Raw genomic sequence first — 23,971 nt, 5'->3', positions numbered from 1 at the left:
GCAACAAGGGTATGGATGGAGTCAAAGAGTTCTTCACGGTCTCATTACAATATCTTGATGACATGGTTGATATCCTAATCATCACCTTCATCATTTATAAATTCTTGATGCTGATCCGGGGTACCCGAGCTGTTCAGTTGCTCAAAGGGATTCTGGTCATCTTTGGTGTCTGGTTACTCAGTCTATACTTCAATCTCCGTACACTACAATGGCTCATGTCTGAGGTATTTACATTAGGTGTGCTAGGGATTATTATTCTCTTTCAACCAGAGCTACGGAAAGGCCTTGAACAGTTAGGCCGTGGTCGCTTCTTCCCACGGGCTGGTCAAATGGAAGAGGATCAGCTGGAGAAAGTGGTGAACCATATTACCGATGCGGTGACCTATATGGCGAAACGGCGGATTGGTTCATTGATTATTCTCGAACAGGAAACAGGAATCACAGAACAGGTGGAGACGGGTATTCCTGTAGATGGGAATATCACCTCCCAACTTTTAATTAATATCTTTATTCCCAATACTCCACTTCACGATGGTGCTGTGATTATTCGTCAGGATCGAATCGTTGCAGCGGCTTGCTATTTACCGCTTTCCGAGAATCCTACCATCAGTAAGGAATTGGGAACACGTCACCGTGCAGCATTAGGGATTACAGAAATATCCGATGCTGTGGCCGTAGTTGTCTCAGAAGAGACGGGTCAGATCTCCATCTGCCGCAATGGTCATATTACTCGGGACTATGATAAAGAGAGCTTACGAGAGGCATTAAAAGCCGAATTAACACCGGAGAACCCAGTCCCCCATGTCTTTCAGCGTAAGGGGGGAGAGGAACAATGAATCAATCATGGTGGAAACGTAATTGGTTGGACAACTGGGGGTATAAAGCGGTATCCTTATTGTTGGCAATCATGCTCTGGATGATTGTGAACTTAAATGCAACGGAACCGACTCCACCTCAGGATAATTACACGTTAACGGATCGGGATGTAACGGTCCAATTAACAGCCAAATATGATGAGGATAAGTATACCATTATGGATCTACCGCAAATGGTCAGCCTGCATATTGAAGGTACGAGGAATGCTGTATCACAAGCGGTGAATACATTGGATCAGAAGGAGATTTATGTCGATTTAACGCAGCTAGAGGCGGGATCATTCATGGTCCCTGTACAAGTGGAAGGCTTCGCTGAGGGGCTAAAGGTTCGCGCCAATCCACAGAAGGTTAAGGTCGTTCTGGAGAAGAAAGTGACGAAGCAGATGAACGTGGTGGTAGATTATATCGGCAATGTTCCAGAAGGCTATAAGCTGGGCGAACCGATTATCCAACCGACCAAGGTGAATATTACCGCTGCTGCAGAGCAATTGGATCGTGTTGCCGTTGTTCAAGCTGTCATCAATGTGAAAGGGAAGACCGAACAATTAGAGGCAACCGTGCCACTACGAGCTGTGGATGCTTATGGCAATGTGGTGGATGTCCAGATCACACCACAAGTAGTTGATGTAACCTTACCGATCACCAGTCCCTATAAAGAATTACCCATTAAGCTAACATGGAGTAATCAACCGAAAGCGGGTTTTGCGGTGAAGGATATCACATGTGATCCGCAAACCGTCACGGTCTATGGACCAACAGAGGAATTGGATCAACTGGAGTATTATGAAGTGCCTGCCATTGACTTGGCCAACATCAGTGCAGATCGGCAAATCCAATTACCGCTTTCTTTAGTCAATGGAGTAAGTAAGGTGGAACCAGCTCAGCTAAACATCTATGTAGATGTAGAACCTGAAGTAACGCTTTACATGGATGATGTATCCACTCGGGTGAATGGCCTGCGTGATGGTTATAAGGTGGAATGGTTGACCCCAGCCAATGGAACCATTTCACTCACATTATACGGTACTAATGAGAATCTAGTCAGTTTACGAGAAGATGATGTCCAATCCTATATCGATGTGAGTAACCTACCCGAAGGAGTTCATAAGCTTCCAGTTCATGTGAATTTACCACCGTTTGTTACCGCACAGCCATCACTTCACGAACTTTCAGTGAAGATTGTGAAATTGGAACAGGAGGAGAACAATGGGTAAATATTTTGGTACGGATGGAGTACGAGGTATTGCCAATCGCCAATTGACTGCGGAGATGGCATATCGCTTAGGCCGCTTCGGTGGCTACATCTTAACGAAAGGGAAAGAGAATCCTCGGATCCTCGTGGGAAGAGACACACGTATTTCTGGCCCCATGTTGGAGCATGCGTTACTAGCAGGGCTCATGTCAGTAGGCATTGAAGTGATGCGCCTCGGTGTGATCTCCACACCAGGGGTTGCTTATCTTACACGGGCATTAGATGCATGTGGAGGCATCATGATCTCTGCCTCCCATAATCCCTACTCTGACAATGGCATTAAGTTTTTCGGCCCCGATGGCTATAAGCTAAGCGATGCAGAAGAAGCGAGCATTGAAGCACTCCTAGATGCTGAAGAGGATCAAGTGATTCGCCCTACCGGGGACAAGATCGGAACTGTCATCGATTATCTTGAAGGGGTTCAGAAGTATCTTCAATATTTAAAGACAACGGTTGACCATTCCTTTGAAGGACTGAAGATTGTGGTAGACTGTGCCAATGGCTCTGCATCTTCCATGGCGCTTCATCTCCTTGCTGATTTAGGTGCTGATGTGGTCACCATTGGCTGTAGTCCTAATGGCACCAATATCAATGATGGAGTAGGATCCACACATCCTGAACGTCTTCAGGAGGAAGTGATGAAGCAGAATGCGAATCTAGGTCTCGCCTTTGATGGCGATGCCGATCGCCTCATTGCCGTGGATCATGAAGGAAAGATCGTGGATGGCGACCACATCATGGCGATCTGTGCCATTGCCTTAAAGGAACGGGAGCAATTGAAGAAGAATACATTGGCTGCTACCGTGATGAGTAATCTGGGGTTATTTGAAGCAATGAAGGCTCATGGAATTGAGACTGTACAGACGAAGGTAGGAGATCGCTACGTCATGGAAGCTTTACGTGCTGGCGGCTTCAACCTGGGTGGTGAGCAATCTGGACATATCATTTTCCTCGATTATGCCACCACTGGTGATGGATTACTTACAGCGATTCAGCTGGTGAATATTATACAGGAGAAGAAGAGCTCCTTAAGTAAACTGGCTGAGGTGATGACTCAATATCCACAGATCTTGGTCAATGTGAAGGTAAAGGAGAAGCAGGGCTGGGAAGAGAATGCTACGATTCAAAGTGAAATTGAAGCGGTGAAGGCGGAGCTAGGTAATACAGGACGTTTGTTGGTTCGTCCTTCTGGTACAGAGGCGCTGATCCGTGTTATGGCAGAAGGCCCTGATGAAGAACAACTGAAGCAGGTTGTGAATCGAGTGGCAGATGCTATTCGTCGAGAATTAGCCTAGTAGATGTGTGAGATTAGTGGAGAGAATTCGAATAAATAAGAGACAAAACGCGTAGAAGGAGAACAATACTCTATCCTGCGCGTTTTTCCAATTCCGACCTAATCATGGAAATATGGTGAAATGGTGGTTGCCATGGATAACCTTCTTAAGGCATAATGGTAGTATCCTTAATATTACATGTGACAAATAGAGTGGAATGTGCGAAAATAGTCCAATGGATCACACCATCCACCTATCCAGCGTAACATGATTAAGGAAATATGGAGAGAGGGGCTGGGTTCTTCGTTCATCATCTGTTTGATGAGAACATGACGAAAACGAATTGCGATTTATCGTGAGCTTTCGTGAGCTTTATTGATCGGTTGTAAGCGCCAGGACTACTTACAGGTCGGCAGGTAAGTAGTTGACGAGGGGAAGGTTCATCGAAATTTTCGGCGGATACCTTCAGGTTGTCCATCGCAACCATGGAGTCTTACTGAAAAGGCTGAGGTGACTCGGCTCACAAAGAGTAAGGTACGATGGTCCTCACAGGAAACGATCAAGAAAAGCATCGGTTTTTTCCAGAGGGATATTCAAGGGGAACGAGATCACATCAAATTATGAAATATGGACAATGACCGATGCGGGGGCAGTACCCCGTCTATTTTCGTCTGCTCCCGCATGTGGAGAGGAGAACAGATTATACATGTGTGGAATTGTCGGCTATATTGGTCCACGTCAAGCCCAGGAAGTCTTACTTCGTGGCTTAGAGCGTTTGGAATATCGCGGTTATGATTCAGCAGGTATTGCTGTGATACAAGGCAAATCAATTGAAGTCGTGAAAGGGATCGGCCGCGTGGCTGCATTACGCCAGCGCTTAGCTGATCATCCGCTTACAGAGGGAACTGTGGGAATTGGACACACCCGTTGGGCTACCCATGGCGCACCTAGTGAACGGAACTCACATCCCCATTATAGTGCGAGCCGTCGCTTTGTCCTTGTGCATAATGGGATTATCGAGAACTATGTTGAGTTGAAGGAAGAGCTGATCGAGAAGGGCTATACCTTTGCTTCTGACACGGACTCAGAAGTGGTAGCTCATCTCCTCGATGAGCTCTATGATGGCGATGTAGTTCGTACAGTCCAAAAGGTGATTCAACGTCTAGAGGGTGCCTATGCCTTAGGAATTCTCTCCGTTCATGAACCAGATAGATTGATCGCGGTTCGTCATGCCAGTCCCTTGGTGATTGGTGCTGGGAAGGGTGAGAATTATATCGCTTCAGATATCTCTGCCCTCTTAGAATATACGCGAGACATGATCATCTTAGAGAATGGCGAAATGGCTGTTCTCACCGCAGATGGTGTAGAGGTGATGACCACCGCAGGTAAACCAGTGGCACGGACACCCATGCATATCGATTGGGATATGAAGCAAGCGGAGAAGGAAGGATTTGACCACTTCCTTATTAAAGAGATCCATGAACAGCCTAAGGCGTTCCATGACACCATGAGCGGTCGTGTTGATCTGGCTACGAAGCGGATTAAGCTAGAGAATGAGTTGAAGATGACCTCAGCAGACTGGGAGAAGATCGATCGGATCTATGTGGTAGCATGCGGTACCTCCTATCATGCAGGTCTCGTAGGGAAGCGGGTATTCGAACAGCTCTTAAGGATCCCAGTAGAAGTAGAGGTCGCCTCTGAATTCCGCTATCGTGATGTACTAGTAACCGATCATACTCTTGTCATCGTGATTAGCCAATCGGGTGAGACTGCTGATACTCTAGCAGCCATGCAGATGATCAAGGCAAAGGGTGCGAAGGTACTGGCCATCACCAATGTGGTGGCAAGCTCAGTAGCCCGTGAAGCCGATGAGGTCCTCTATACATGGGCAGGTCCAGAGATCTCGGTAGCATCGACGAAGGCATACACCTCACAATTATTGGTTCTCTATATGCTAGGACTCTATGTAGCGCAGATCCGTGGTACGCTTACAGCTGAGACTGTAGCAGACTATGTAACCCATCTTGAACAGCTCCCTGCTCAGGTGGAGAAGCTGCTTGAAGCTGGACCTCAGATGAAGAAATGGGCGCAATTAGTGAAGGAGAAGGAGCATCTCTTCTTCCTTGGCCGTGGTATTGACTATGCCGTTGCCCTAGAAGGCTCCCTCAAGCTGAAGGAGATCTCCTATATTCATTCTGAAGCCTATCCTGCTGGCGAGTTAAAGCACGGTACCTTGGCTCTCATTGAGGAAGGAACTCCCGTAGTTACCCTAGCAGTGAATGAGGAACTCTATGATAAGACATTTAGCAATATGATCGAAGTGAAGGCACGTGGTGCAGAAGTATATGGCATCACATGGGAAGGTAATCGTAGCATGGTGCATGAAGCCAGCGAAGTGGTCTTCATTCCAAAAACCTTGCCACTCTTCACACCAGCCCTCACCGTCATTCCATTACAGCTCTTCGCCTACTATGCATCCGTTGCCCGTGGCAATGACGTAGATAAGCCAAGAAACTTAGCAAAGAGCGTAACGGTAGAGTAAGGGGGATTGTTGGGTGGGGCTTTTTGCCCCAACTCTAACAAACATTTTCCACAAGTAATAAACCCTTTCCAGAGCTAAAAAAGTGTTTCCAAGACCGAGATAGAGACGGACATTTCCCGTTTCAGCTCGGTCTTTTTTTATGCAGGGGGAGGAGGAATAGAAGGGTCGCTTCGCTTAAGGGATCAGGGGAAACAGGCTCGCTTCGCATCAGGAATCAGGAATGCATCGCTCATGAGATCAGGATTGCCGCTCCCCTTCATCAGGGGACCCCGCTCCTTTATGGGTAGGGTGTAGTTCCCAAGTTTCGCTTACCTTAGTCTTTCAACAGTTGGGGTCGCTTCGCTTACGGGGTTAGGGGAGAGGGTTGAGGCTTCGCTTCGCACCAGGAATCAGGAATGTATCGCATGTGAAATCAGGATTAGAGGGAAACAGGGGCGCTGCGCTTAAGGTGAAAGGGAGAAGGGGAAAAAGGCAGGAGAAAGCAAGGAGAAAGCAAGAGGCGAGCAAGGGAAAACATCGGGGAAAAAGGGGGGAGAAGGCAAGAGGTAAAAAGAGACGTTGCGCTTCGCTTAAGGAGATAGGGTCGCTTCGCTGGAGGGGAACAGGGAAAAGGGGAAAAAGCCAGGAGAAAGCAAGATACCAGCAAGGAACAAGCATGGGAGAAAACGAGAGAATGCAGAAGTATAAAAATACATTTAAATTGCATAAAACGTGTATACTACTTACAAATTGTGGAGAATCGTGGAAAGACTTTATTATTATTTCCCAAGCCAGAAATTCCCTTTCGATGGAAAGAAGGGGTGGATTCATGGAAAAGGTTTATTACATTGCAGAAAATGGAAAAATGGTGGGAAGGTAGGTGGGAGTAGGGGTGAGGGGGGATTGGGGAATGGAAAGAGTTTATTCGATGGGAGTACTAATCTTCAGTTTGATAATAAAATTATTTCTTCAAGAGTTTTTTTCCAATTCGGGTTGTTTATTCTTAGATGTTTACCGTTAAATTGATTTGCAATTGAAATCCACTCATTTCCAATACAATCGATATTTAACCAAACATTAGCCTCACTATCTTTTATAATGATTGTATACATATCCTTGTCGTTAAATCTTACTGCCGTTGATAAATTCCTGGTAAAATCAGATTGTAAAATCAATGTTTTTAACATCTCAATTTGATTAGCATTAAGTAGATATTCCTGCTCGTTTGTGACGCCCAGATAACTCTTTCTAATGACTACATTGCTTGTTGTTGTGATATTTGACACGCCAATAATCTCATCACCTGAAACAATAAAATATGAGTAAATCATTAAGCAAAATAATATAACCGTTGCAATTCCTACAATTAACTTAAATGATTTTTTCATCATCGTCCTCCTGCACACAATATTAATAATCTTTGTTTTGCATTTTCTTACGAATATGTAATGGTTTATATCAAATAATATCATATAATTATACACAAATTGGTTTTCTTCCCCGTCCGATTCTTTGATTCTCTTGAGTTGAATCTGAGACTTTCGAAGATATTCCTGGGTTTTTAAGAGTTAAATCAGTTCACCCATTGTCACGAAGGAGATCTGAATCGCTTCCAAGCCAAGACCCATGGCAATGTGTGTCTTTCCGACACCAGAAGGATAAAGCAGGATTATATGATACTGTTGCTCTAATCAGTGGAGTTCTTATAATTGGTTGAACTGGCGCGTACTTAGCGATCTTCGTTTGACATATTTCACGATATTTTCTACCTTGCCTTTACTTTCTGGGTCCTCCTTTCGACACAGGTAGATATGAAAGTCTCGCCCCTGTTTATCGATTTGAAAATCCCCGGCTAAAATGACATCTCCTGTATTTTCACTCACTGTAATGAGATGATCCTGGTCGTAGACCATCTCTTTTGGTATTCCACCAAAGTATTGGAATGCATTCTCATGATAACGAATCGTGCTGCCCCAACTCTAACAAACATTTTCCACAAACAATAAACCCTTTCCAGAGCTAAAAAAGTGTTTCCAAGACCGAGAATGAGACGGACATTTCCCGTTTCAGCTCGGTGTTTTTTTGTGCAGGGGGAAGAGGGATAGAAGTGTCGCTGCGCTCAAGGGAAGAGGGTCGCTTCGCTTGAGGGGAACAGGGAAAAGGGGAAAAAGCCAGGAGAAAGCAAGAGGCAAGCAAGGGAAAACATCGGGGAAAAAGGGGGGAGAAGGCAAGAGGTAAAAAGGGACGCTGCGCTTCGCTTAAGGAGATAGGGTCGCTTCGCTTGAGGGGAAAGGGGGAAGAAAGCAAGATACAAGCAAGGGACAAGCATGGGAGAAAACGAGAGAAGGTAGAAGTATAAAAATACAGTAAATTAGCATAAATCTTGTATACTACTTACAAACTATGGAGAATCGTGGAAAGACTTTATTATTATTTCCCAAGCCAGAAATTCCCTTTTGGTGAAAAGAAGGGGGGTGGATTCATGAAATTACATAGAATAAAATGGGAAAAGTGGCGGGAAGGTAGGTGGGAGTAAGGGTGAGGGGGGATTGGGGGATGGAAAGAGTTTATTCGATGGGAGCACTGTTTGTTTGAAATAAAGTTTAACCGTTTATAAAAAGATTGCATCATTTGACACTTATGGATACTATTTTCTAAAAGGGTGTTTTTATCTCTAAAAGAAGAACATCTAAAGTTGAGAAATGGGTTAAAAATGTAGATTTAAAATAAATTGAAGTCGTTTATAAAAAAGTCGTACCGTTTTGAAAAAAAGTGCATTTAAATTTAATGTCTAAAATGATTAAAGCCTTGATTTAGTAAGGTTTCAAAAGAGTCTTGATTAAACTTTTTTATAAAAAGTGTATATTTAACGTAAGAAAACGACTTGTTTTAATCAATCTTTTTTCAAAAAATGGGCATTTAGATGAAAAGGTACAAAGAGCAATGGGAGAGGACTGATTATTTTGAAAAACGTAAGGATGTTAAAAGTATGGATGTGTGTTGGGCTGTTAAGTTTAAGTCTTATAAGTTTAAGCTTCTTTGGAGACGGATCTAAGCAGACCAAAGCAAAAGAAAAAGTAGAGCAAACAAAAAGTACAAATCATGAGACCAGCCGAAAGTTCATGCAGCTTGAGAAAGAGTTTGATGTTCGGCTCGGCGTCTATGCTATCGACACTAGCACAAATCGCACGGTGGCTTATCGACCTGATGAACGGTTCGCTTACACATCCACTTTTAAGGTTCTGGCCGCAGGGGCAGTGCTGCAACAAAACTCGATTGACAAACTTGACGAGGTAATCACCTACACTAAAGATGACCTAGTTACGTATTCTCCAATCACAGAGCAACACGTGGATACCGGAATGACCCTTAGAGAAATCTGCGATGCTGCTATCCGTTACAGCGATAATACCGCAGGGAACCTTTTATTGCAGAAACTGGGCGGTCCTAATGGATTCGAAAAAGCACTGCGGCAGATCGATGATAATGTCACCGAGGCAGATCGCTTCGAGATTGATTTGAACAGTGCCATCCCAGGAGACATCCGTGATACAAGTACAGCAAGAGCGCTTGCCACCAACCTGAAGGCTTTCACGGTCGATGACGTTCTCCCGAATGATAAGCGTACAATCCTTACAGATTGGATGCGGGAGAACACCACTGGAGACGAACTGATCCGTGCGGCCGTACCTAAAGGTTGGGAGGTAGGCGATAAAACAGGAGCAGGAGACTACGGAACACGAAACGATATTGCCATCGTTTGGCCACCGAATAGAGATCCCATCATCATCGCGATTCTATCCACTCGTGATACTAAGAATGCCACTTATAATAATGAACTTATAGCAAAGGCTGCCAAGGTCGCACTCAATGCTTTCAAGTGATTTTCCAAAACGTTCTTCAAGAAAAAGGTGCTATTCTTTAAGGCCAAGATACAAAATGATCAAACTTTTTTATAAAAGCGAAATTTAGATCTGCTGAAAAGAATCCATTTTGATCAATCTTTTATTAAAATGGATTCTTTTTATTTATCGCAAAATGCAGGTTTGCTAGCTGTTTTTGCTCAAACTTAATTTTAAAGCTACACTTGTTCCCCCAACTCCAACAAACATTTTCCGTAAACAATAAACCCTTTCCAGAGCTAAAAAAGTGTTCATCTCTACTTGGCGAAAACGGTTGATTATAGTCTGGCAGTTAAAGAAATCAAATAAAAAGCACTGTAAACAGTGATATGTAAACTATTCACAGTGCTTTTTTACAATGAAGCTAATATTTCAAAGAGACCTTTACGATCTCATCGTTAAATTTTACTTCAATGTGCTGTTGGGAATCGTTTAATATTTCAAAGTTAATGTGATGAACAAGTACGTTCTTTTTAATTAGTTCCTCAAAGCGTTTAATTTTTTCCTTGCAATCCTCAGTTGCTGAAATATGAAGTGAGATATATTTTTCCACAGGTAAATCTAATTTTTTGCGAGTATCTTGGATTGCTCTAATTAATTCTCTAACCTGGCCTTCCTCCACTAATTGAGGTGTAAGGTTTAAATCTAATATCACCTTTAGTTGCTGGTCACCAGCCATCTCAAACCCAGATTTGACCGGATATTCCACAATGATATGTTCCTTCTGTAATGTTACCGTGTCTCCCTTGATATCGATTTCCAGTTGACCATTATCCAAGAATAACTTCTTTTCGATTTCGGGGATGTAATCGATATATTCTTTAACTGAATTGACCATTTTGCCGAATGCAGCACCTGCAGTTTTAAAGTTCAATTTAAAAATGATTGACAGGTAGGGTGATAATTCTTCTGTAAAAACAACATCTTTAACATTTAGCTCGTCTTGAATGATACCAGTATAAGCGTTTAAAGGGTGTTCTCCTTCACTACGCCATACAATTATTTGCTGCAGAGGCTGCTTCACCTTCAAATTTTTTGTATTACGAATACTACGACCAAGTTCCACAATTTTAAGGATCTTTTTCATGTCTGTCTCTAAATCCAGATCAATCATGGCGTCATTGGCTTTTGGATAGTCTTGTAGATGAACACTATCTTGATGTAACTTCAAATGGATATCCTCGGCAATATAGGGTACAAAGGGTGCTAACAAGCGACAGATTGTGGTCAGTGTTTCAAATAGCGTTGAATACGCTGCTCGTTTATCTTCTGAAAGTCCAGAAGCCCAAAAACGATTTCTTGATCGTCGTACGTACCAATTACTCAGTTCATCAACTAATGATGCAATTTCCCGTGTTGCGTGAGTAAATTGATAGCTATCCATATAGCTATTCACAAGTTTGATTGTGCTATGTAGCCGTGAAAGCATCCACTTATCTAAGATTTTTTTCTTACCTTTTTGCTGACTGTCATAAACAAAGCCATCTATTGTTGCGTACATAACATAAAATTTATAGGTATTATCTAACGTGTCAATCAATTTTGATTTTGCATCTTGCACAATCTTTTTTGAAAAACGTTTCGGATTCCACGGTGAACTATCGACTAAAAAGGCCCAACGGAGTGCATCTGCTCCGAATTCCTTGATTAGTTCCATAGGATCGAGAGCATTTCCTTTACTCTTTGACATTTTTTGACCATGTTCATCAAGGACATGTCCCAATGACAGGACGTTTTTATAGGGAGCTTTTCCTGTGAATAGGATAGAAACAGCGAGTAGACTGTAGAAAAATCCTCTCGTCTGGTCAATTCCTTCGATGACGACATCTGCTGGAAATTGCAATTCAAATTTTTCTTCATTTTCGAAGGGATAATGATGCTGTGCGAATGGCATGGATCCGCTATCAAACCAAACATCAATCACTTCTGGCGTTCGATGCATGACCCCTTTACATTTCGGACAGGTACACAGTACCTTATCGATATATGGTTTATGCAACTCGATATCGCTTGGTATTGAAGTGGTTGCTAATCTTTGTAATTCCTTGATACTGCTAGGTGCTTCTTCATGATGACAATGAGAACATACCCATACATTGAGAGGTGTTCCCCAGTATCGGCTTCTACTGATATTCCAATCAAGCAGATTTTCGAGAAAATGACCAAACCGTCCATCTTTAATATGCTCTGGATACCAATTCACAGTGGCATTGTTCTCAAGCATCGTATCCTTTAAAGACGACATCTTGATAAACCAGCTATCCGCTGCGTAGTACAGTAAGGGAGAGTCACATCTCCAGCAATGTGGGTAGCTATGCTCATATTTTTCCTTGTGAAAAAGTTTGCCTTGTTCAGAAAGCAATTTAATAATGTCCACGTCACACTCTTTCACAAATCTCCCGGCTAGTTCTGTAACGTCGGCAGTGTATCGACCTTGTTGATCGACAACATTGATAAAGGATAAACCATTCTGTCGAACTGTATAATAGTCATCTTCACCGTAAGCTGGGGCCATATGGACAATACCTGTTCCGCTATCGTCAGTGACATAGTCTGCTAATACGATATGATGTCCTTTCTCCACAGGAACATAATTGAACGGTGGGGCATAATGTATTCCTGCAAATTCATGGCCATGATGTTCGCTTAAAACCATGATATGATCACCAAGAACTTTTTCAACTAACGATTTCGCAACAATATAAACCTCATTATCTTTTTGTACACGAACATACGTCAAATTTGGATTCACAGCGAGTGCAACGTTGGCAGGCAAAGTCCAAGGTGTTGTTGTCCAGCCTAAGAAATATTCTTTGTCTGCATCAAGACGTTTAAATTTGACGGTAGCCGATAAATCTTTTACATCTTTGTAGCCTTGTGCTACTTCATGGGAACTCAAAGTGGTTTGGCAACGAGGGCAATAGGGAGATACGCGGTGACCCTTATACAATAAGCCATCTTGATGAACCTTACTTAAAATATGCCAAACACTCTCGACATAATCATTACTGAGCGTCAAATAAGGATTATCCATATCTACCCAATAACCTAATTCTTCGGTAAATGATCGCCATTTCTTCTCGTAGGTAAACACACTCTCCTTACATTTGTTAATAAAAGGCTCTACACCATAGTGTTCAATTGCTTGCTTCCCTGAAATACCAAGTTCTTTTTCAACACCCAACTCGACAGGGAGCCCATGAGTATCCCAGCCGGCCTTTCTCTCTACGTGAAAGCCCTCCATGGTCTTGTAGCGTGCTACAACATCCTTAATCGTTCGTCCAAAGGCATGGCCTACATGGGGAAGACCATTTGCAGTGGGTGGTCCTTCATAAAAGACAAAAGGTATCTTGCCTGATCGTAATTGAACAGATTTTTTGAATGTGTGATCTTTTGTCCAATAGGTACGGATACGATTCTCACGCTGTACAACAGTTTCCAGACTCTCATTCGCCTTCATTGATATCGCTCCTGTCCAAAATGAATAATGTATAAAAACATACAAAAAACCCCGTCCCAAGTAAGGGACGGGGTTAACCGCGATACCACCCTAATTCTATTGATCTGATCAATAGCACTTAGCAACGTACAATCATACGTGTTCCTTATAACGGTGGACTCCCGGCTAGACTTACTTGAAGGTTCAGTCTAGCTTCTCAGAGAGGATTTTCACGTAACACTTGAACACTGACTTACACCAAAATGTCAGCTCTCTGGAGATCAAGATGAAACGTTACTTTTTCTCTTCAACGAATTTGTATGCTTTTATTGAGAATGATAATAACAAACACTTCATTAATTGTCAAATATTACTTAAAATGAGGCAACAAAAATCGTTTTTCCTAGAAATGTTGGTGTTTTTTGCAGTGGTCATCTGTGATCATATCGCACTCTTGAGCGTATTTGTCACAGATCGTTGCACAGAGTTTGCAAAGGTCTTTCGCATACAGAGCATCCATTGCCATTAAATATTTTTGACTGTAGATGGTTTTAAATACTCACCTTATGGGCGCATAAATCATAAAATGGATAAATACGCTAAAGGGAGGATTATAATGGCATTGTGGTGTATTGGTTATCCACAATTTAAATCTGGGGATAAGATTGTATCACTGGTTTTTCATCCACCAGAGATAAAAAGTGGGACAGAGGCTACTATCATTTCACCTCAAGTAGGTATGCTATATGCTGTGCAGTTGCCCGATGGAGAACTGCATAGATGGTTTGCTTGGTTTGAGTTGCAAGCTGTAAATCCAAGACCTTATGATTATCCCCACCTTCAAATAGGAGATTATGCACGAGTATTGACAGAGGAAGGGCACTCTTCAAAGATTAAAAAAGGAATGATTGTGAAGGTTGTTAAGGTTATTGCACAAACACCTTTTTATGATTTGTGGCTTGAAAACGGAGAATATCACCGTTGGCTTGCTGAATTTGAGATAACATATCCAGTTTAATGTGTGTCAATTACTTAAACAAAATTATGTTCCAATATCCCGTAGTAGATGCAGGATAAGTCCTGATTTGTTACGGGGTTTGTTTTTTTGGAGGATCATATGGAGTCGGAATAGTTATGAGATATTGATATTCAAATAGAGCAGGGCATTAAAAGAAGGATATAAAAAATGTAACATTATTCCTTTTCTTTTTGTGCTGTGATATCTTGAATGAGATAATAGTAAGCCATTGGATCCTTGTAAAAACTCAGGAACAGGTGGAGATTATCAACCTACTTAGTCGGTGTGTGCAACTGCCCGGATTTCAATCAGTTGGTGTGGGAACGCCAAACCTGAAACGCCGATGAGGGTGCCAGCTGGCCGATGGTCGCCAACATACTCTTTGAATAGAACGACGCACTGCTCGAAATGATCTTGCGGGTTTGTCAGAAAAATCTCCATTTCAGCGATGTTCGACCTCGTTACACCAAATCCCTCCAGTACATAATCCAGGTTCTTCAGCGTCTGCCGAGCCTGTGTCTCAAAATCGCCCTCGCCCACGAAATTGCCATGCAGATCGTGGGAGAACTGACCAGAAATGTAGATGGTGTTATTAACGCAGTAACCTTGAGTCAGGCCGTAAGCTTCTTCCCATGGAACACCGTGATTATAGGTTTTCGTATTCATCATTGATTTCTCTCCTTTACTTCGAATTATGTTCAGTATAAACTGAGCACAAATATAAAAGTAGTACGCACTTTTTTGATAGGTACTACCCGAAAGGATAGTGGGAATATGGGTATGGCTGAATATCAAGGAAAAGTTAAAAATATACAAGACACACCATTTGGTTACACAATTTCGGTGATCGGTGGCAAATGGAAGATGGTTATTCTCTATCTTTTAGCAGAAAATGAACAGGTACGCTTTAATGAACTGAAAAGACAAATCGGAGCGATTACTTATAAAACATTGAGTTCACAACTAAAGGAATTGGAGGCGGATGGTCTGGTGAGACGAGAAGAGTATCCTCAAATTCCCCCTAAAGTGGAGTACAGTCTCACCAATAAAGCGGAAACACTATTACCCATTCTGGAAGCATTATGTGAATGGGGAGTAAAAAACCGAAATGATTAGATTCTTTCTGTTGCCCCCACTCCAACAAACACTTTCTATGAATAATAAACCATTCTAAGAGAAAAAAGATTTGAATACCGAGCTCGAGACGGAAATTTCCCGTTTCATCTCGGTTTTTTTATGCACATTCTCTTGACAGTCTGGAATAGAATGGTATAGTTATATAGACAGACAGTCGGTCTATAAGGAGGGGTAAAAGTGAGAAAAGAAGCGGAGGAGCGCAAGAGCGAAATACTTGATGCCGCAGATGAGCTTTTCGCCCAGAGAGGCTTTGATGGTACAAGTACAAACGATATTCTCGAAAAGGTGGGCATTGCGCGGGGAACATTATATTATCACTTCAAGTCCAAGGAGGATATTATGGATGCGCTGATTGAGCGGTATAGTCTCCATCTTATTAGCTCAGCGCAGAAAATGGGTGCAGACAGGAGTGTCCCTTTATACGAGCGCATTCTTCACGTTGTAATGGCGCTGAACATTCGTGGCGACAGCAGCAAGGAAATTATGGAGCATATTCACAAGCCGCAGAACGCGCTTATGCATCAGAAAATCCAAAGGGTCATCATCAACGGCGTCCCCCCGATACTAACGGAATTAATCTGCGAGGGCATAGAGCAAGGACTGTTCAACACACCATTTCCCTATGAATGTATGGAGATGGTGATCGCCTATGCGAATACCGTTTTTGATGATGATATGGTTGAATTGACAAACGAGGAGCGAGCTTCACGGATACAGGCGTTTATTTTCAACGTGGAAAGACTGCTGGGTGCTGAAAGCGGAAGTCTAATGTCCGTCGTTATGCAGATGTTTGACAGTGGAAACGGAGATCGAAGCGATGCAAGCAGCACTGAATAATGCAGGAAAGTCATTCAGTAAATTTCTTCTTTTATGGTCGGGACAGCTTATTTCAGCCATCGGAAGCGGACTTACAGCCTTTGGGCTCGGGGTTTATGCTTATGAGCAGACGGGGAAGGCATCGACAGTAGCGCTGGTAATCTTACTGGCATTTTTGCCATCGCTTCTTTTAAACGCCGTGGCAGGAGTGCTTGCAGACCGTTATGACCGTAGACTTCTCATGGTGCTAGGTGACAGTCTTTCCGCATTGGGACTTGTATTTATCTTAATTTGTATGCTAAATGGCGAAGCACAGCTATGGCAGATTTACGTGGGGGTTACCATAAGCTCGGTGTTTTCATCCCTACTCGATCCGGCATACAAGGCGACAGTTACCGATCTACTTACCGAGGAGCAGTATACCAAGGCAAGTGGTCTTGTTCAGGTAGCAGGCTCGGCGAAATATTTAGTTTCGCCCGTCATTGCAGGATATCTGCTCACGATCTCAGATATTAAGCTATTGCTTATCATTGATATTTGCACATTTTTTGTAACCGTTATATCCACTCTTGCTGTACGTAGAGGCCTTCCTTCAAAGAAATACGAACAAGTAAAATCGTTTATTGGAGAATTTAAAGACGGCTGGGGTGCCGTTTCTGAAAACAGGGGCGTACTTGTGGTCGTGATCATCACATCGGTAATAACATTTTTCCTTGGCTTTATACAAACCCTTTCCACGCCTATGATACTTGCTTTTTCCGATAGCTCCGTATTAGGGATGGTTGAAACACTCGCCGCGTCTGGAATGCTTGTGACCAGTGTGATCCTAGGAATTCTTCCCATCAAAAGAGGCTATGTGAAAATACTGGCAGTTTCACTATTTTGTGCTGGAATATTTATGGCGTTTTTCGGACTGCGTGAAAATATTCTATTGATCAGCATCTCAGGGTTTCTGTTTTTTGCAATGCTTCCGTTCGCCAACACAAGTCTGGATTTTCTTATCCGCACCAACATTGGAAATTCCGTTCAGGGCAGAGCGTGGGGCCTGATCAGTGTAATTTCTCAGCTTGGATTTGTTGTGGCTTATCCTCTTGCAGGTGTGCTTACGGATTATGTGTTTACTCCTTTGCTATTAGATGACGGAGCGCTTGCTCACAGTGTGGGAAGGATTATTGGTACGGGAAGTGGCAGAGGAACAGGATTACTCATTATGTTGGCGGGAATTTCGTTATGTGTGACTTCAATTATGCTGTACAACCTAAAATCGGTAAAAACGCTTGAAAAAAGAGGTGACGTATGTACTACAGAATAATCCGTAATGATATTTTGAAAAGCAAACTAATTACACTCACAACGATGATATTTATCGCTGCCGCGGCTATGCTAATTTCGCTCTCAGCCATACTCGCTGTCAATCTTTCAGGTGCCATCGATACACTCATGAAACAAGCAAAAACTCCGCACTTTATGCAGATGCATTCTGGTGAAATTAATATGGCGCGGCTTACATCCTTTGCAGAGCAACATCGCAATGTGGATGATGTTCAGGTCGTTGAATTTCTGAATGTTGACGGTACGCAGATTCTTATTGACGGACAATCACTTGCAGGCAATGTTCAGGACAATGGGTTCAGCACACAGAACAAAAAATTTGATTATCTCCTTGATCTAGACGGAAACATTATCCATGTATCCGATGGGGAGATTTATGTTCCAGTCAGTTATATGAAGGATGACACTGCAACAATTGGTGGCAAGGTTGTGATCAACGGAAAGACATTTACTGTTGCAGGATTTCTCCGAGATTCACAGATGAATTCGCTACTTGCCTCGTCGAAAAGGTTCCTTGTGAGTAAAAATGATTATGCGGCTATCAAGGATTTTGGAAGCACGGAGTATCTCATTGAGTTCCGATTAAAGGACTTGTCAAAAATGGGCGCGTTCGAAGCTGCGTATGCCTCCGCAGGGCTGGAAGCGAATGGACCGACAGTGACATATCCGCTTTTCAAAATGATGAATGCACTTTCAGATGGGTTGATGATTGCGGTGATCCTTCTTGTAAGCGTACTTGTTGTTGCTATCGCATGGATGTGTATACGGTTTACGCTCCTTGCGAAAATCGAAGAAGATTATCGTGAAATTGGCGTCATGAGGGCAATCGGGCTACGGGTTTCCGACATCAAGAGGATTTATCTTACTAAATACGCAGCAATTGCGGGGGTAGGCAGTATTCTGGGCTTCGCACTCTCTCTGCTATTCAAAGATATGCTTCTTGAAAATATACGGCTGTATATGGGAGAAAGTGAAAACTCCTCTTTTGCATTGCTGTTCGGAATCATCGGGATATTGCTCGTTTTCCTTACCATGATTGCTTATGTAAGTGGCGTGCTGAGACGCTTTCGGAAAATATCCGCAACAGAAGCGATACGTTTTGGCACTTCACAGGAAAAATCAACAGGTGCAAAGCGTCTTCATCTGAGCGGAAACAGGCTGCTTAACACGAATGTTTTTCTCGGTTTCAAAGATGTTCTTGTAAGAAAGCGTCTTTATGCCACCATGCTTGCGGTCCTGGTGATTTCGGCATTTATCATGGTGGTCCCGCAAAACCTCTACAACACCATTTCCGCAAAAAGCTTCATTCAATATATGGGGATTGGAAATTACCATATGCGCATTGATCTTCAGCAGACTGAGAATATTTCTGCAAAATCGGCTGCAATCGTAAAGACACTGAAGAATGACAGTGCGATTACGAAGTATGCTGTCCTCACAACAAAAACCTTCAAAACAAAACTGGAAGATGGATCGGAAGAAAATATCAAAATTGAACTGGGCGACCACTCCATATTCCCCATCGAATATTCCAAGGGTAGAGCACCTACCGCTGAAGATGAGATTGCCATTTCGGCAATCAATGCCGATGAGATGAACAAAAAGGTCGGTGATGTCATTACGTTGGTGATTGGGGGGAAGGAGAAAGATTTCACAGTAAGTGGCATCTATTCTGACATTACCAACGGCGGTAAAACCGCTAAGGCTGTTTTTATCGACAATGCAGCGGGCATCATGTGGAGCATTATATGTGCTGAATTGTCGGATCCAGCCCTTGTGGGCAGTAAGGTTTCGGAATATGCAGGTCAATTCAATTTTGCCAAGGTTTCCAATATTGATGAATATGTTACACAGACATTTGGCTCCACCATCAGCGCCGTGGGGAAGTCCGCATTGGTGGCGATGGTCGTGGCGCTAATGATTACGGTACTGGTTACTCTGTTGTTTATGAAAATGCTCGTTACAAAAGACCGATATTCCATTGCTGTATTGAAAGCATTGGGTTTCACCAATTCAGATATTATATCGCAGTATGTTGCACGGTCGGTTGTTGTCCTGATCGTAGGAATTGTTCTTGGGACGTTTCTCGCAAACACTGTGGGAGAGGTACTTGCCAGTGCGGTTATTTCATCGTTCGGAGCATCGTCGTTTAAGTTTGTTGTTAATCCACTCACTGCGTATCTCTTATCTCCATTGATGATGATCTGCGCAGTACTCATGGCCACAAGGATTGGCACATCCAGTGCGGGGCAAATACAACTATCTACAAATATAAAGGAGTAGAGGATGAAGAAGATGATTATCGGTGAGAAGATCGTAAAATCCTTCGGAGTAGGCTATGAAAAACAGACTGTTCTCGATGATGTATCCGTTGAAATCAACGAGGGAGAGTTCGTTTCCATTATGGGACCTTCAGGCTCAGGAAAATCAACATTGCTGTATGCACTGAGTGGGATGGATGAGATTGATGGTGGGCAGGTTTCATTTGAAAGCAGGGATTTAGCAGCACTGAGTGAACAGGAGCTTGCCGATCTACGCAGAACAAAGATGGGCTTTGTTTTTCAGCAGCCCACTTTGCTTAAAAACCTAAACCTTCTTGATAACATCATCCTGCCTTCAATGCGGGATCATAGAAAACATGTTGCGAAGATTACTGAAAAAGCAAGAGTACTAATGAAAAAGGTTGGGATTAGCGAACTGGAAAAGCGTGATATTACTCAGGTTTCAGGAGGGCAGCTACAGCGTGCAGGAATATGCCGTGCACTGATTAGCAACCCGAAAATTATCTTTGGTGACGAACCAACTGGCGCGCTCAATTCCAAATCTGCAGAGGAAATTATGGATATCTTCTCTGAAATTAACGCAGAAGGTACAGCGGTTATGCTAGTAACTCACGATCCAAAGATTGCTGCTCGAACGGAGCGTATTCTGTTTATGCGTGACGGAAAGATCGTGAGTGAAATGCGGTTTAGGCGATTCACTGGCACAGATTTTGAGGATAGGATGAGAAAAGTGACGGCAAAAATGCGGGAAATAGGGATTTAATATGGCTTCCCAGCGAAAGAGAAATAGGTTAGGACAAAATTGAACCTCCCTTGGTTAAAGTCATGAGAGGTTCAAGCAACTAGATACTGTAGATTTAATTATTTCTTATACTATTAATAAACATATTGGTATAGGAGGAAAACTTATCACATACCTCGATATGGTATTGAAATTGTTGAGAGGTGGAAAATCATGATAAAATTCATTGTGCGATTATCAGATAAACAAAAAGAATTAATGAATGAGGAGTTGATGCGACAACATGCTTCATACTTAAGAGAACTAAAGAAAAAGGGGGTTCTACCATTTTGTGGTCCATGTATGGATGGTACAGCATTAATGATTATCGATGCACCATCTTATCAGTTAGCCAAACAATATGTAGAAAACGATCCTTTTTCTAAGGTTAATTACTACAGGACTCGGGATATTGTAGAGATTGAAGAAGCTACTATAGAAAATAATTTTTTGATGGATGAGGACATTATTGTCAAGCTGATCATGCAAGTAAGAAGCGCTAATTAGCAATATACATTTTAGCCTCGCTTTATGTTTGGCATTAAATCAGGATATGAAAGAGTGATAATCTATCAACTTAAATAACCTCCACCAATCCTTCAAGGAAAGATTAGTGGGGGTCTGCTTATTTTAGTGCTCTTAAATTATTTCTGGAACTTGATAAACTCAGGATTAAATAGTGCGAGTCCATTACTTGGTGCATTACGATCATAGATAATTTCAAACTTCTTAGCATTACTCAGGGGAATTTTGACAGTATGGTAAGGTTCATCTTTTTTAATGAGAATTTCCTTGTATAATTTACCATCTACTAAAAATTTTACATGGAGCTTATCATATCTATAGTCTGGAGACCTATCTGCATTTTTTTCGCCATATCCTACAGTAGCTGCAAACTGATCATATTTTTCATCTAATGTAAACTCTACCTTTGTGGTTATGTTTTTATAACTGAAGTGGTTGCTTGAAAAATACATATATCGATCAAATTCCTGGTTGTTAAGATCAAAAAGTGTTCCACGGACTGTTTCTTCATACCAAATTAAAGGTTGCAGCCAACCTTTTTTTTCTTCTGCACCCTCCAAGTATGAGTTTTTAATTCCATCACCTGGATAAACCACCTTCTCAATTTTTCGAGACTTTTCATCGATTAAGATGGAATTGGTAGCTCCGTCCCACTCAACAAGATAGCCTAAGTTCTCACTAACAAAACGCAATGGCACGAATGTACTCCCTTGGTATACGAAAGGTTGAAGTTTCTCACCCTTTGGCATCTTGGAAACACCATTGATCTTAATATCCTTGATTGAATAGATGACCTCAATCATTTTACCATTGGCGGCGAATACAGCAAAGGAACTGGTTAATATAATGCCCACGATGATCCCCATGAAAAAGCGTTTCATACAACAAACCTCCTCCTATTATGTAAAAATATACTAAAATAGTAACATAATGATGATATTCAAGCAATATTGTTTATATCATTCGCGAAGATAAATTGTAATATTTATGGAATAGCTGAGAACACTCTCTTTATATGACACCTCTGCTCTTGTCGTCGTTCCAGATAATACAGCCCAAGCAAAAATTAACGGAATTCAACGATATGGTGGAGAAATCGTACAGCTTGGTACATCCTATGATGAAGCAGAAGAGTATGCGTATCAATTGGTGAAAGAAACGGGGCGAACCTTTATTCTCGCCTTTGATGATGTGATCACAATGGCCGGTCAAGGTACGATTGGCGTACAGAGTGAAGCCTCTCCTGCATGGTATGAGTCCTTTATGAAATTATCTTTGGTGACGAACCAACTGACGCGCTCAATTCCAAATCTGCAGAGGAAATTATGGATATCTTCTCTGAAATTAACGCAGAAGGTACAGCGGTTATACTAGTAACTCAAGATCCAAAGATTGCAGCTCAAACGGAGCGTATTCTGTTTATGCGTGAAGGAAAAATCAAAATCGTTTAGAAGCATTATGATGGCAATAATAGATCGTATGTAATATAATACCTATTATGGTGTAAACATGAATTGATAGGGGAATCTATGCTTCTCCAATTGTTCGATGTTAGGGTGTGAAATCCAAGTTGAAATTTAGATTACTGATTCTATACATAGCAGGAATCGGGTTTTCTAATATCGGGAAGTGGATCTACTTAGTTGCGATTAATCTAAAAATATTGGCTTTGACGGATTCCCCTTATGCTTTAGCAATTTTCTATATATTAGCACCCATTGCGAGAATCATAACCAATTTATGGAGCGGCAGTATTATTGACACATTCAATAAAAAATTGATCATGGTCAGTGTGGATATCTTCAGATTTATCATTGTTTTTCTGGTTTTTTTGACTCAGGATATTTTTATAATCTACATATTAACTTTTCTAATGGGGGTCATCGCTTCTTTCTTTGGCCCTGCTTCTAATGTGTTTATCGTGAATAATATCGAACAGAATGATAGAAAGAGATTTAATGCAATCATGAGTACTGTTAATTCTGGTGCGATGTTAACAGGACCAGCCCTAGCAGGGATCGTAATTAGTCTATGTAATATTGACCTAGCCATTCTTACCACCAGTACTTTATTTTTGGTTTGTGCGATTTGTATTAGTTTCATTCCTAACACTGAAGCGAAGCATGAAATCGATGTTAAAAGAGAAAGCCATTTTCTTATTCGGGATATGCAGCATGTAGGACATTTTTTAAATGCGAATAGGCAGATCTTTATGATACTTGGCTTGTTTTATAGTACTCTCATGATTGGTTTTGCATTAGATTCGCAAGAAGCAACATATATCACGTATGTACTTGATTCTACAAGTAAGGAATATGGATTCTTAGTCGCCATTAGTGGAGTTGGATCGGTGCTAGGTGCCATTTTCTCTTCTTATACCTCTCATAAAATTGGATTAAAACATTATATCGGCTTAGGTAGTCTAATCGGCTCACTAGGCTATACCTTCTTTTACCTATCCCCTAATTATGTAATGGCTGCTATAAGTTTTTTTATTCTAGGTTTCTTCCTAACCTATGCAAATATTGGTTTCACTACCTTCTTTCAAAACAATATTCCGAAAGCGATTATGGGAAGGGTAGGAACCATTACAGAACTCTTTCAAGGTGTACTGCAGACCATTCTTACATTAATCCTAGGTTATTTTGCAGAAGCAATATCTTTACAATTGTTCACCGTTCTATTTGCACTGATCTCTGTTTTTATATCACTTGGATTGTATCTCTATCTTCTTAAACTGAATCAACAGGAAGAACTGATTCTAGATTGAGGTTGTTTAACCTTGCCACCGGATAGAAGAATATACAGTTTGCATAG

General features: G+C 41.9%; 18 protein-coding genes, 3 pseudogenes and 1 other annotated feature. Of the genes and pseudogenes, 16 read left to right on the top strand and 5 right to left on the bottom strand.

All coding sequences use genetic code 11. The annotated features are described in order from the left end of the window. The first annotated feature begins 11 nt into the window (after positions 1–11). The 5 genes from cdaA (at position 12) to BN1691_RS04485 (ending at position 6,802) form a co-directional block, all read left to right on the top strand. A complete protein-coding gene (gene cdaA / locus BN1691_RS04505; protein WP_048601017.1) occupies positions 12–836 on the top strand; it encodes a diadenylate cyclase CdaA in 825 nt (274 codons plus the stop codon). Next, the gene (locus BN1691_RS04500; RefSeq protein ID WP_048601016.1) at positions 833–2,089 is read left to right on the top strand and encodes a CdaR family protein; all 1,257 of its coding nucleotides are present in this window, start codon (positions 833–835) and stop codon (positions 2,087–2,089) included. The genes cdaA and BN1691_RS04500 overlap by 4 nt, the downstream gene beginning before the upstream one ends. After that, positions 2,082–3,422, top strand: a complete 1,341-nt coding sequence (gene glmM, locus BN1691_RS04495) for a phosphoglucosamine mutase (RefSeq protein ID WP_048601015.1) — start codon at positions 2,082–2,084, stop codon at positions 3,420–3,422. Before BN1691_RS04500 ends, glmM begins: the two co-directional genes overlap by 8 nt. A 685-nt stretch (positions 3,423–4,107) precedes the next feature. Beyond that, positions 4,108–5,943 (top strand): glutamine--fructose-6-phosphate transaminase (isomerizing), encoded by a 1,836-nt coding sequence (glmS, locus tag BN1691_RS04490; RefSeq protein WP_048601014.1) that lies wholly within the window; start codon positions 4,108–4,110, stop codon positions 5,941–5,943. 406 nt (positions 5,944–6,349) lie between these two features. After that, entirely contained in the window at positions 6,350–6,802 is a 453-nt protein-coding gene (locus BN1691_RS04485; RefSeq protein WP_147545631.1) for a hypothetical protein, read from the top strand. Between the two features lie 64 nt (positions 6,803–6,866). Here the strand turns inward: BN1691_RS04485 and BN1691_RS14640 are convergent, their stop codons facing one another. Continuing rightward, on the bottom strand, positions 6,867–7,310 hold the full coding sequence (locus tag BN1691_RS14640; RefSeq protein WP_048601012.1) for a hypothetical protein: 444 nt from the start codon (positions 7,308–7,310) through the stop codon (positions 6,867–6,869). A gap of 114 nt (positions 7,311–7,424) precedes the next feature. After that, positions 7,425–7,613 (bottom strand): annotated as a pseudogene (locus BN1691_RS15045) (ATP-binding protein); the annotation flags it as partial. Positions 7,614–8,885: 1,272 nt separating this feature from the next. Here BN1691_RS15045 and bla point away from each other — a divergent pair. Next, positions 8,886–9,806 carry a class A beta-lactamase gene (gene bla, locus BN1691_RS04470; protein WP_452596102.1) on the top strand — a complete coding sequence of 307 codons (921 nt, stop codon included), beginning with the start codon at positions 8,886–8,888 and terminating at the stop codon, positions 9,804–9,806. 382 nt (positions 9,807–10,188) lie between these two features. Here the strand turns inward: bla and ileS are convergent, their stop codons facing one another. Further along, on the bottom strand, positions 10,189–13,284 hold the full coding sequence (gene ileS, locus BN1691_RS04465; RefSeq protein WP_048601009.1) for an isoleucine--tRNA ligase: 3,096 nt from the start codon (positions 13,282–13,284) through the stop codon (positions 10,189–10,191). 60 nt (positions 13,285–13,344) lie between these two features. Then, positions 13,345–13,583, bottom strand: a binding site (T-box leader). A 296-nt stretch (positions 13,584–13,879) separates the two neighbouring features. Between ileS and BN1691_RS04455 the strand changes: the two genes are divergently transcribed. Next, positions 13,880–14,281: a hypothetical protein gene (locus BN1691_RS04455; RefSeq protein WP_048601007.1), complete on the top strand. Its 402-nt coding sequence runs from the start codon at positions 13,880–13,882 to the stop codon at positions 14,279–14,281. Between the two features lie 276 nt (positions 14,282–14,557). Here the strand turns inward: BN1691_RS04455 and BN1691_RS04450 are convergent, their stop codons facing one another. Beyond that, positions 14,558–14,947, bottom strand: a complete 390-nt coding sequence (locus BN1691_RS04450) for a RidA family protein (RefSeq protein WP_048601200.1) — start codon at positions 14,945–14,947, stop codon at positions 14,558–14,560. 108 nt (positions 14,948–15,055) lie between these two features. Here BN1691_RS04450 and BN1691_RS04445 point away from each other — a divergent pair, with 108 nt between their 5' ends. The 6 genes from BN1691_RS04445 to BN1691_RS04420 all read left to right on the top strand — a co-directional run bounded on the left by BN1691_RS04445 (position 15,056) and on the right by BN1691_RS04420 (position 21,136). Further along, the gene (locus BN1691_RS04445) at positions 15,056–15,397 is read left to right on the top strand and encodes a winged helix-turn-helix transcriptional regulator (protein ID WP_048601006.1); all 342 of its coding nucleotides are present in this window, start codon (positions 15,056–15,058) and stop codon (positions 15,395–15,397) included. Positions 15,398–15,595: 198 nt separating this feature from the next. Next, positions 15,596–16,255 (top strand): TetR/AcrR family transcriptional regulator, encoded by a 660-nt coding sequence (locus BN1691_RS04440; RefSeq protein WP_048601005.1) that lies wholly within the window; start codon positions 15,596–15,598, stop codon positions 16,253–16,255. After that, entirely contained in the window at positions 16,248–17,546 is a 1,299-nt protein-coding gene (locus BN1691_RS04435; RefSeq protein WP_048601199.1) for an MFS transporter, read from the top strand. The genes BN1691_RS04440 and BN1691_RS04435 overlap by 8 nt, the downstream gene beginning before the upstream one ends. Continuing rightward, positions 17,531–19,849, top strand: coding sequence for an ABC transporter permease (locus BN1691_RS04430; protein ID WP_048601004.1), 2,319 nt, complete (start codon positions 17,531–17,533; stop codon positions 19,847–19,849). The genes BN1691_RS04435 and BN1691_RS04430 overlap by 16 nt, the downstream gene beginning before the upstream one ends. A gap of 3 nt (positions 19,850–19,852) precedes the next feature. Beyond that, entirely contained in the window at positions 19,853–20,611 is a 759-nt protein-coding gene (locus BN1691_RS04425) for an ABC transporter ATP-binding protein (protein WP_048601003.1), read from the top strand. A 192-nt stretch (positions 20,612–20,803) separates the two neighbouring features. Beyond that, entirely contained in the window at positions 20,804–21,136 is a 333-nt protein-coding gene (locus BN1691_RS04420) for a YciI family protein (protein WP_048601002.1), read from the top strand. Positions 21,137–21,273: 137 nt separating this feature from the next. Here the strand turns inward: BN1691_RS04420 and BN1691_RS04415 are convergent, their stop codons facing one another. Beyond that, positions 21,274–22,035, bottom strand: a complete 762-nt coding sequence (locus tag BN1691_RS04415) for a stalk domain-containing protein (protein WP_048601001.1) — start codon at positions 22,033–22,035, stop codon at positions 21,274–21,276. Positions 22,036–22,150: 115 nt separating this feature from the next. Between BN1691_RS04415 and BN1691_RS14830 the strand changes: the two are divergent. The 3 genes and pseudogenes from BN1691_RS14830 to BN1691_RS04405 form a co-directional block, all read left to right on the top strand. Next, positions 22,151–22,369, top strand: a pseudogene (locus BN1691_RS14830) (pyridoxal-phosphate dependent enzyme); the annotation flags it as partial. A gap of 50 nt (positions 22,370–22,419) precedes the next feature. Continuing rightward, positions 22,420–22,593 (top strand): annotated as a pseudogene (locus BN1691_RS14620) (ABC transporter ATP-binding protein); the annotation flags it as partial. A 131-nt stretch (positions 22,594–22,724) separates the two neighbouring features. Beyond that, a complete protein-coding gene (locus BN1691_RS04405; protein WP_076850116.1) occupies positions 22,725–23,924 on the top strand; it encodes an MFS transporter in 1,200 nt (399 codons plus the stop codon). Positions 23,925–23,971: the final 47 nt, after the last annotated feature.

This window comes from Rubeoparvulum massiliense, from assembly GCF_001049895.1.
Lineage (GTDB): Bacteria > Bacillota > Bacilli > Rubeoparvulales > Rubeoparvulaceae > Rubeoparvulum > Rubeoparvulum massiliense.
This window is presented reverse-complemented; position numbering and strand designations above follow the sequence as displayed.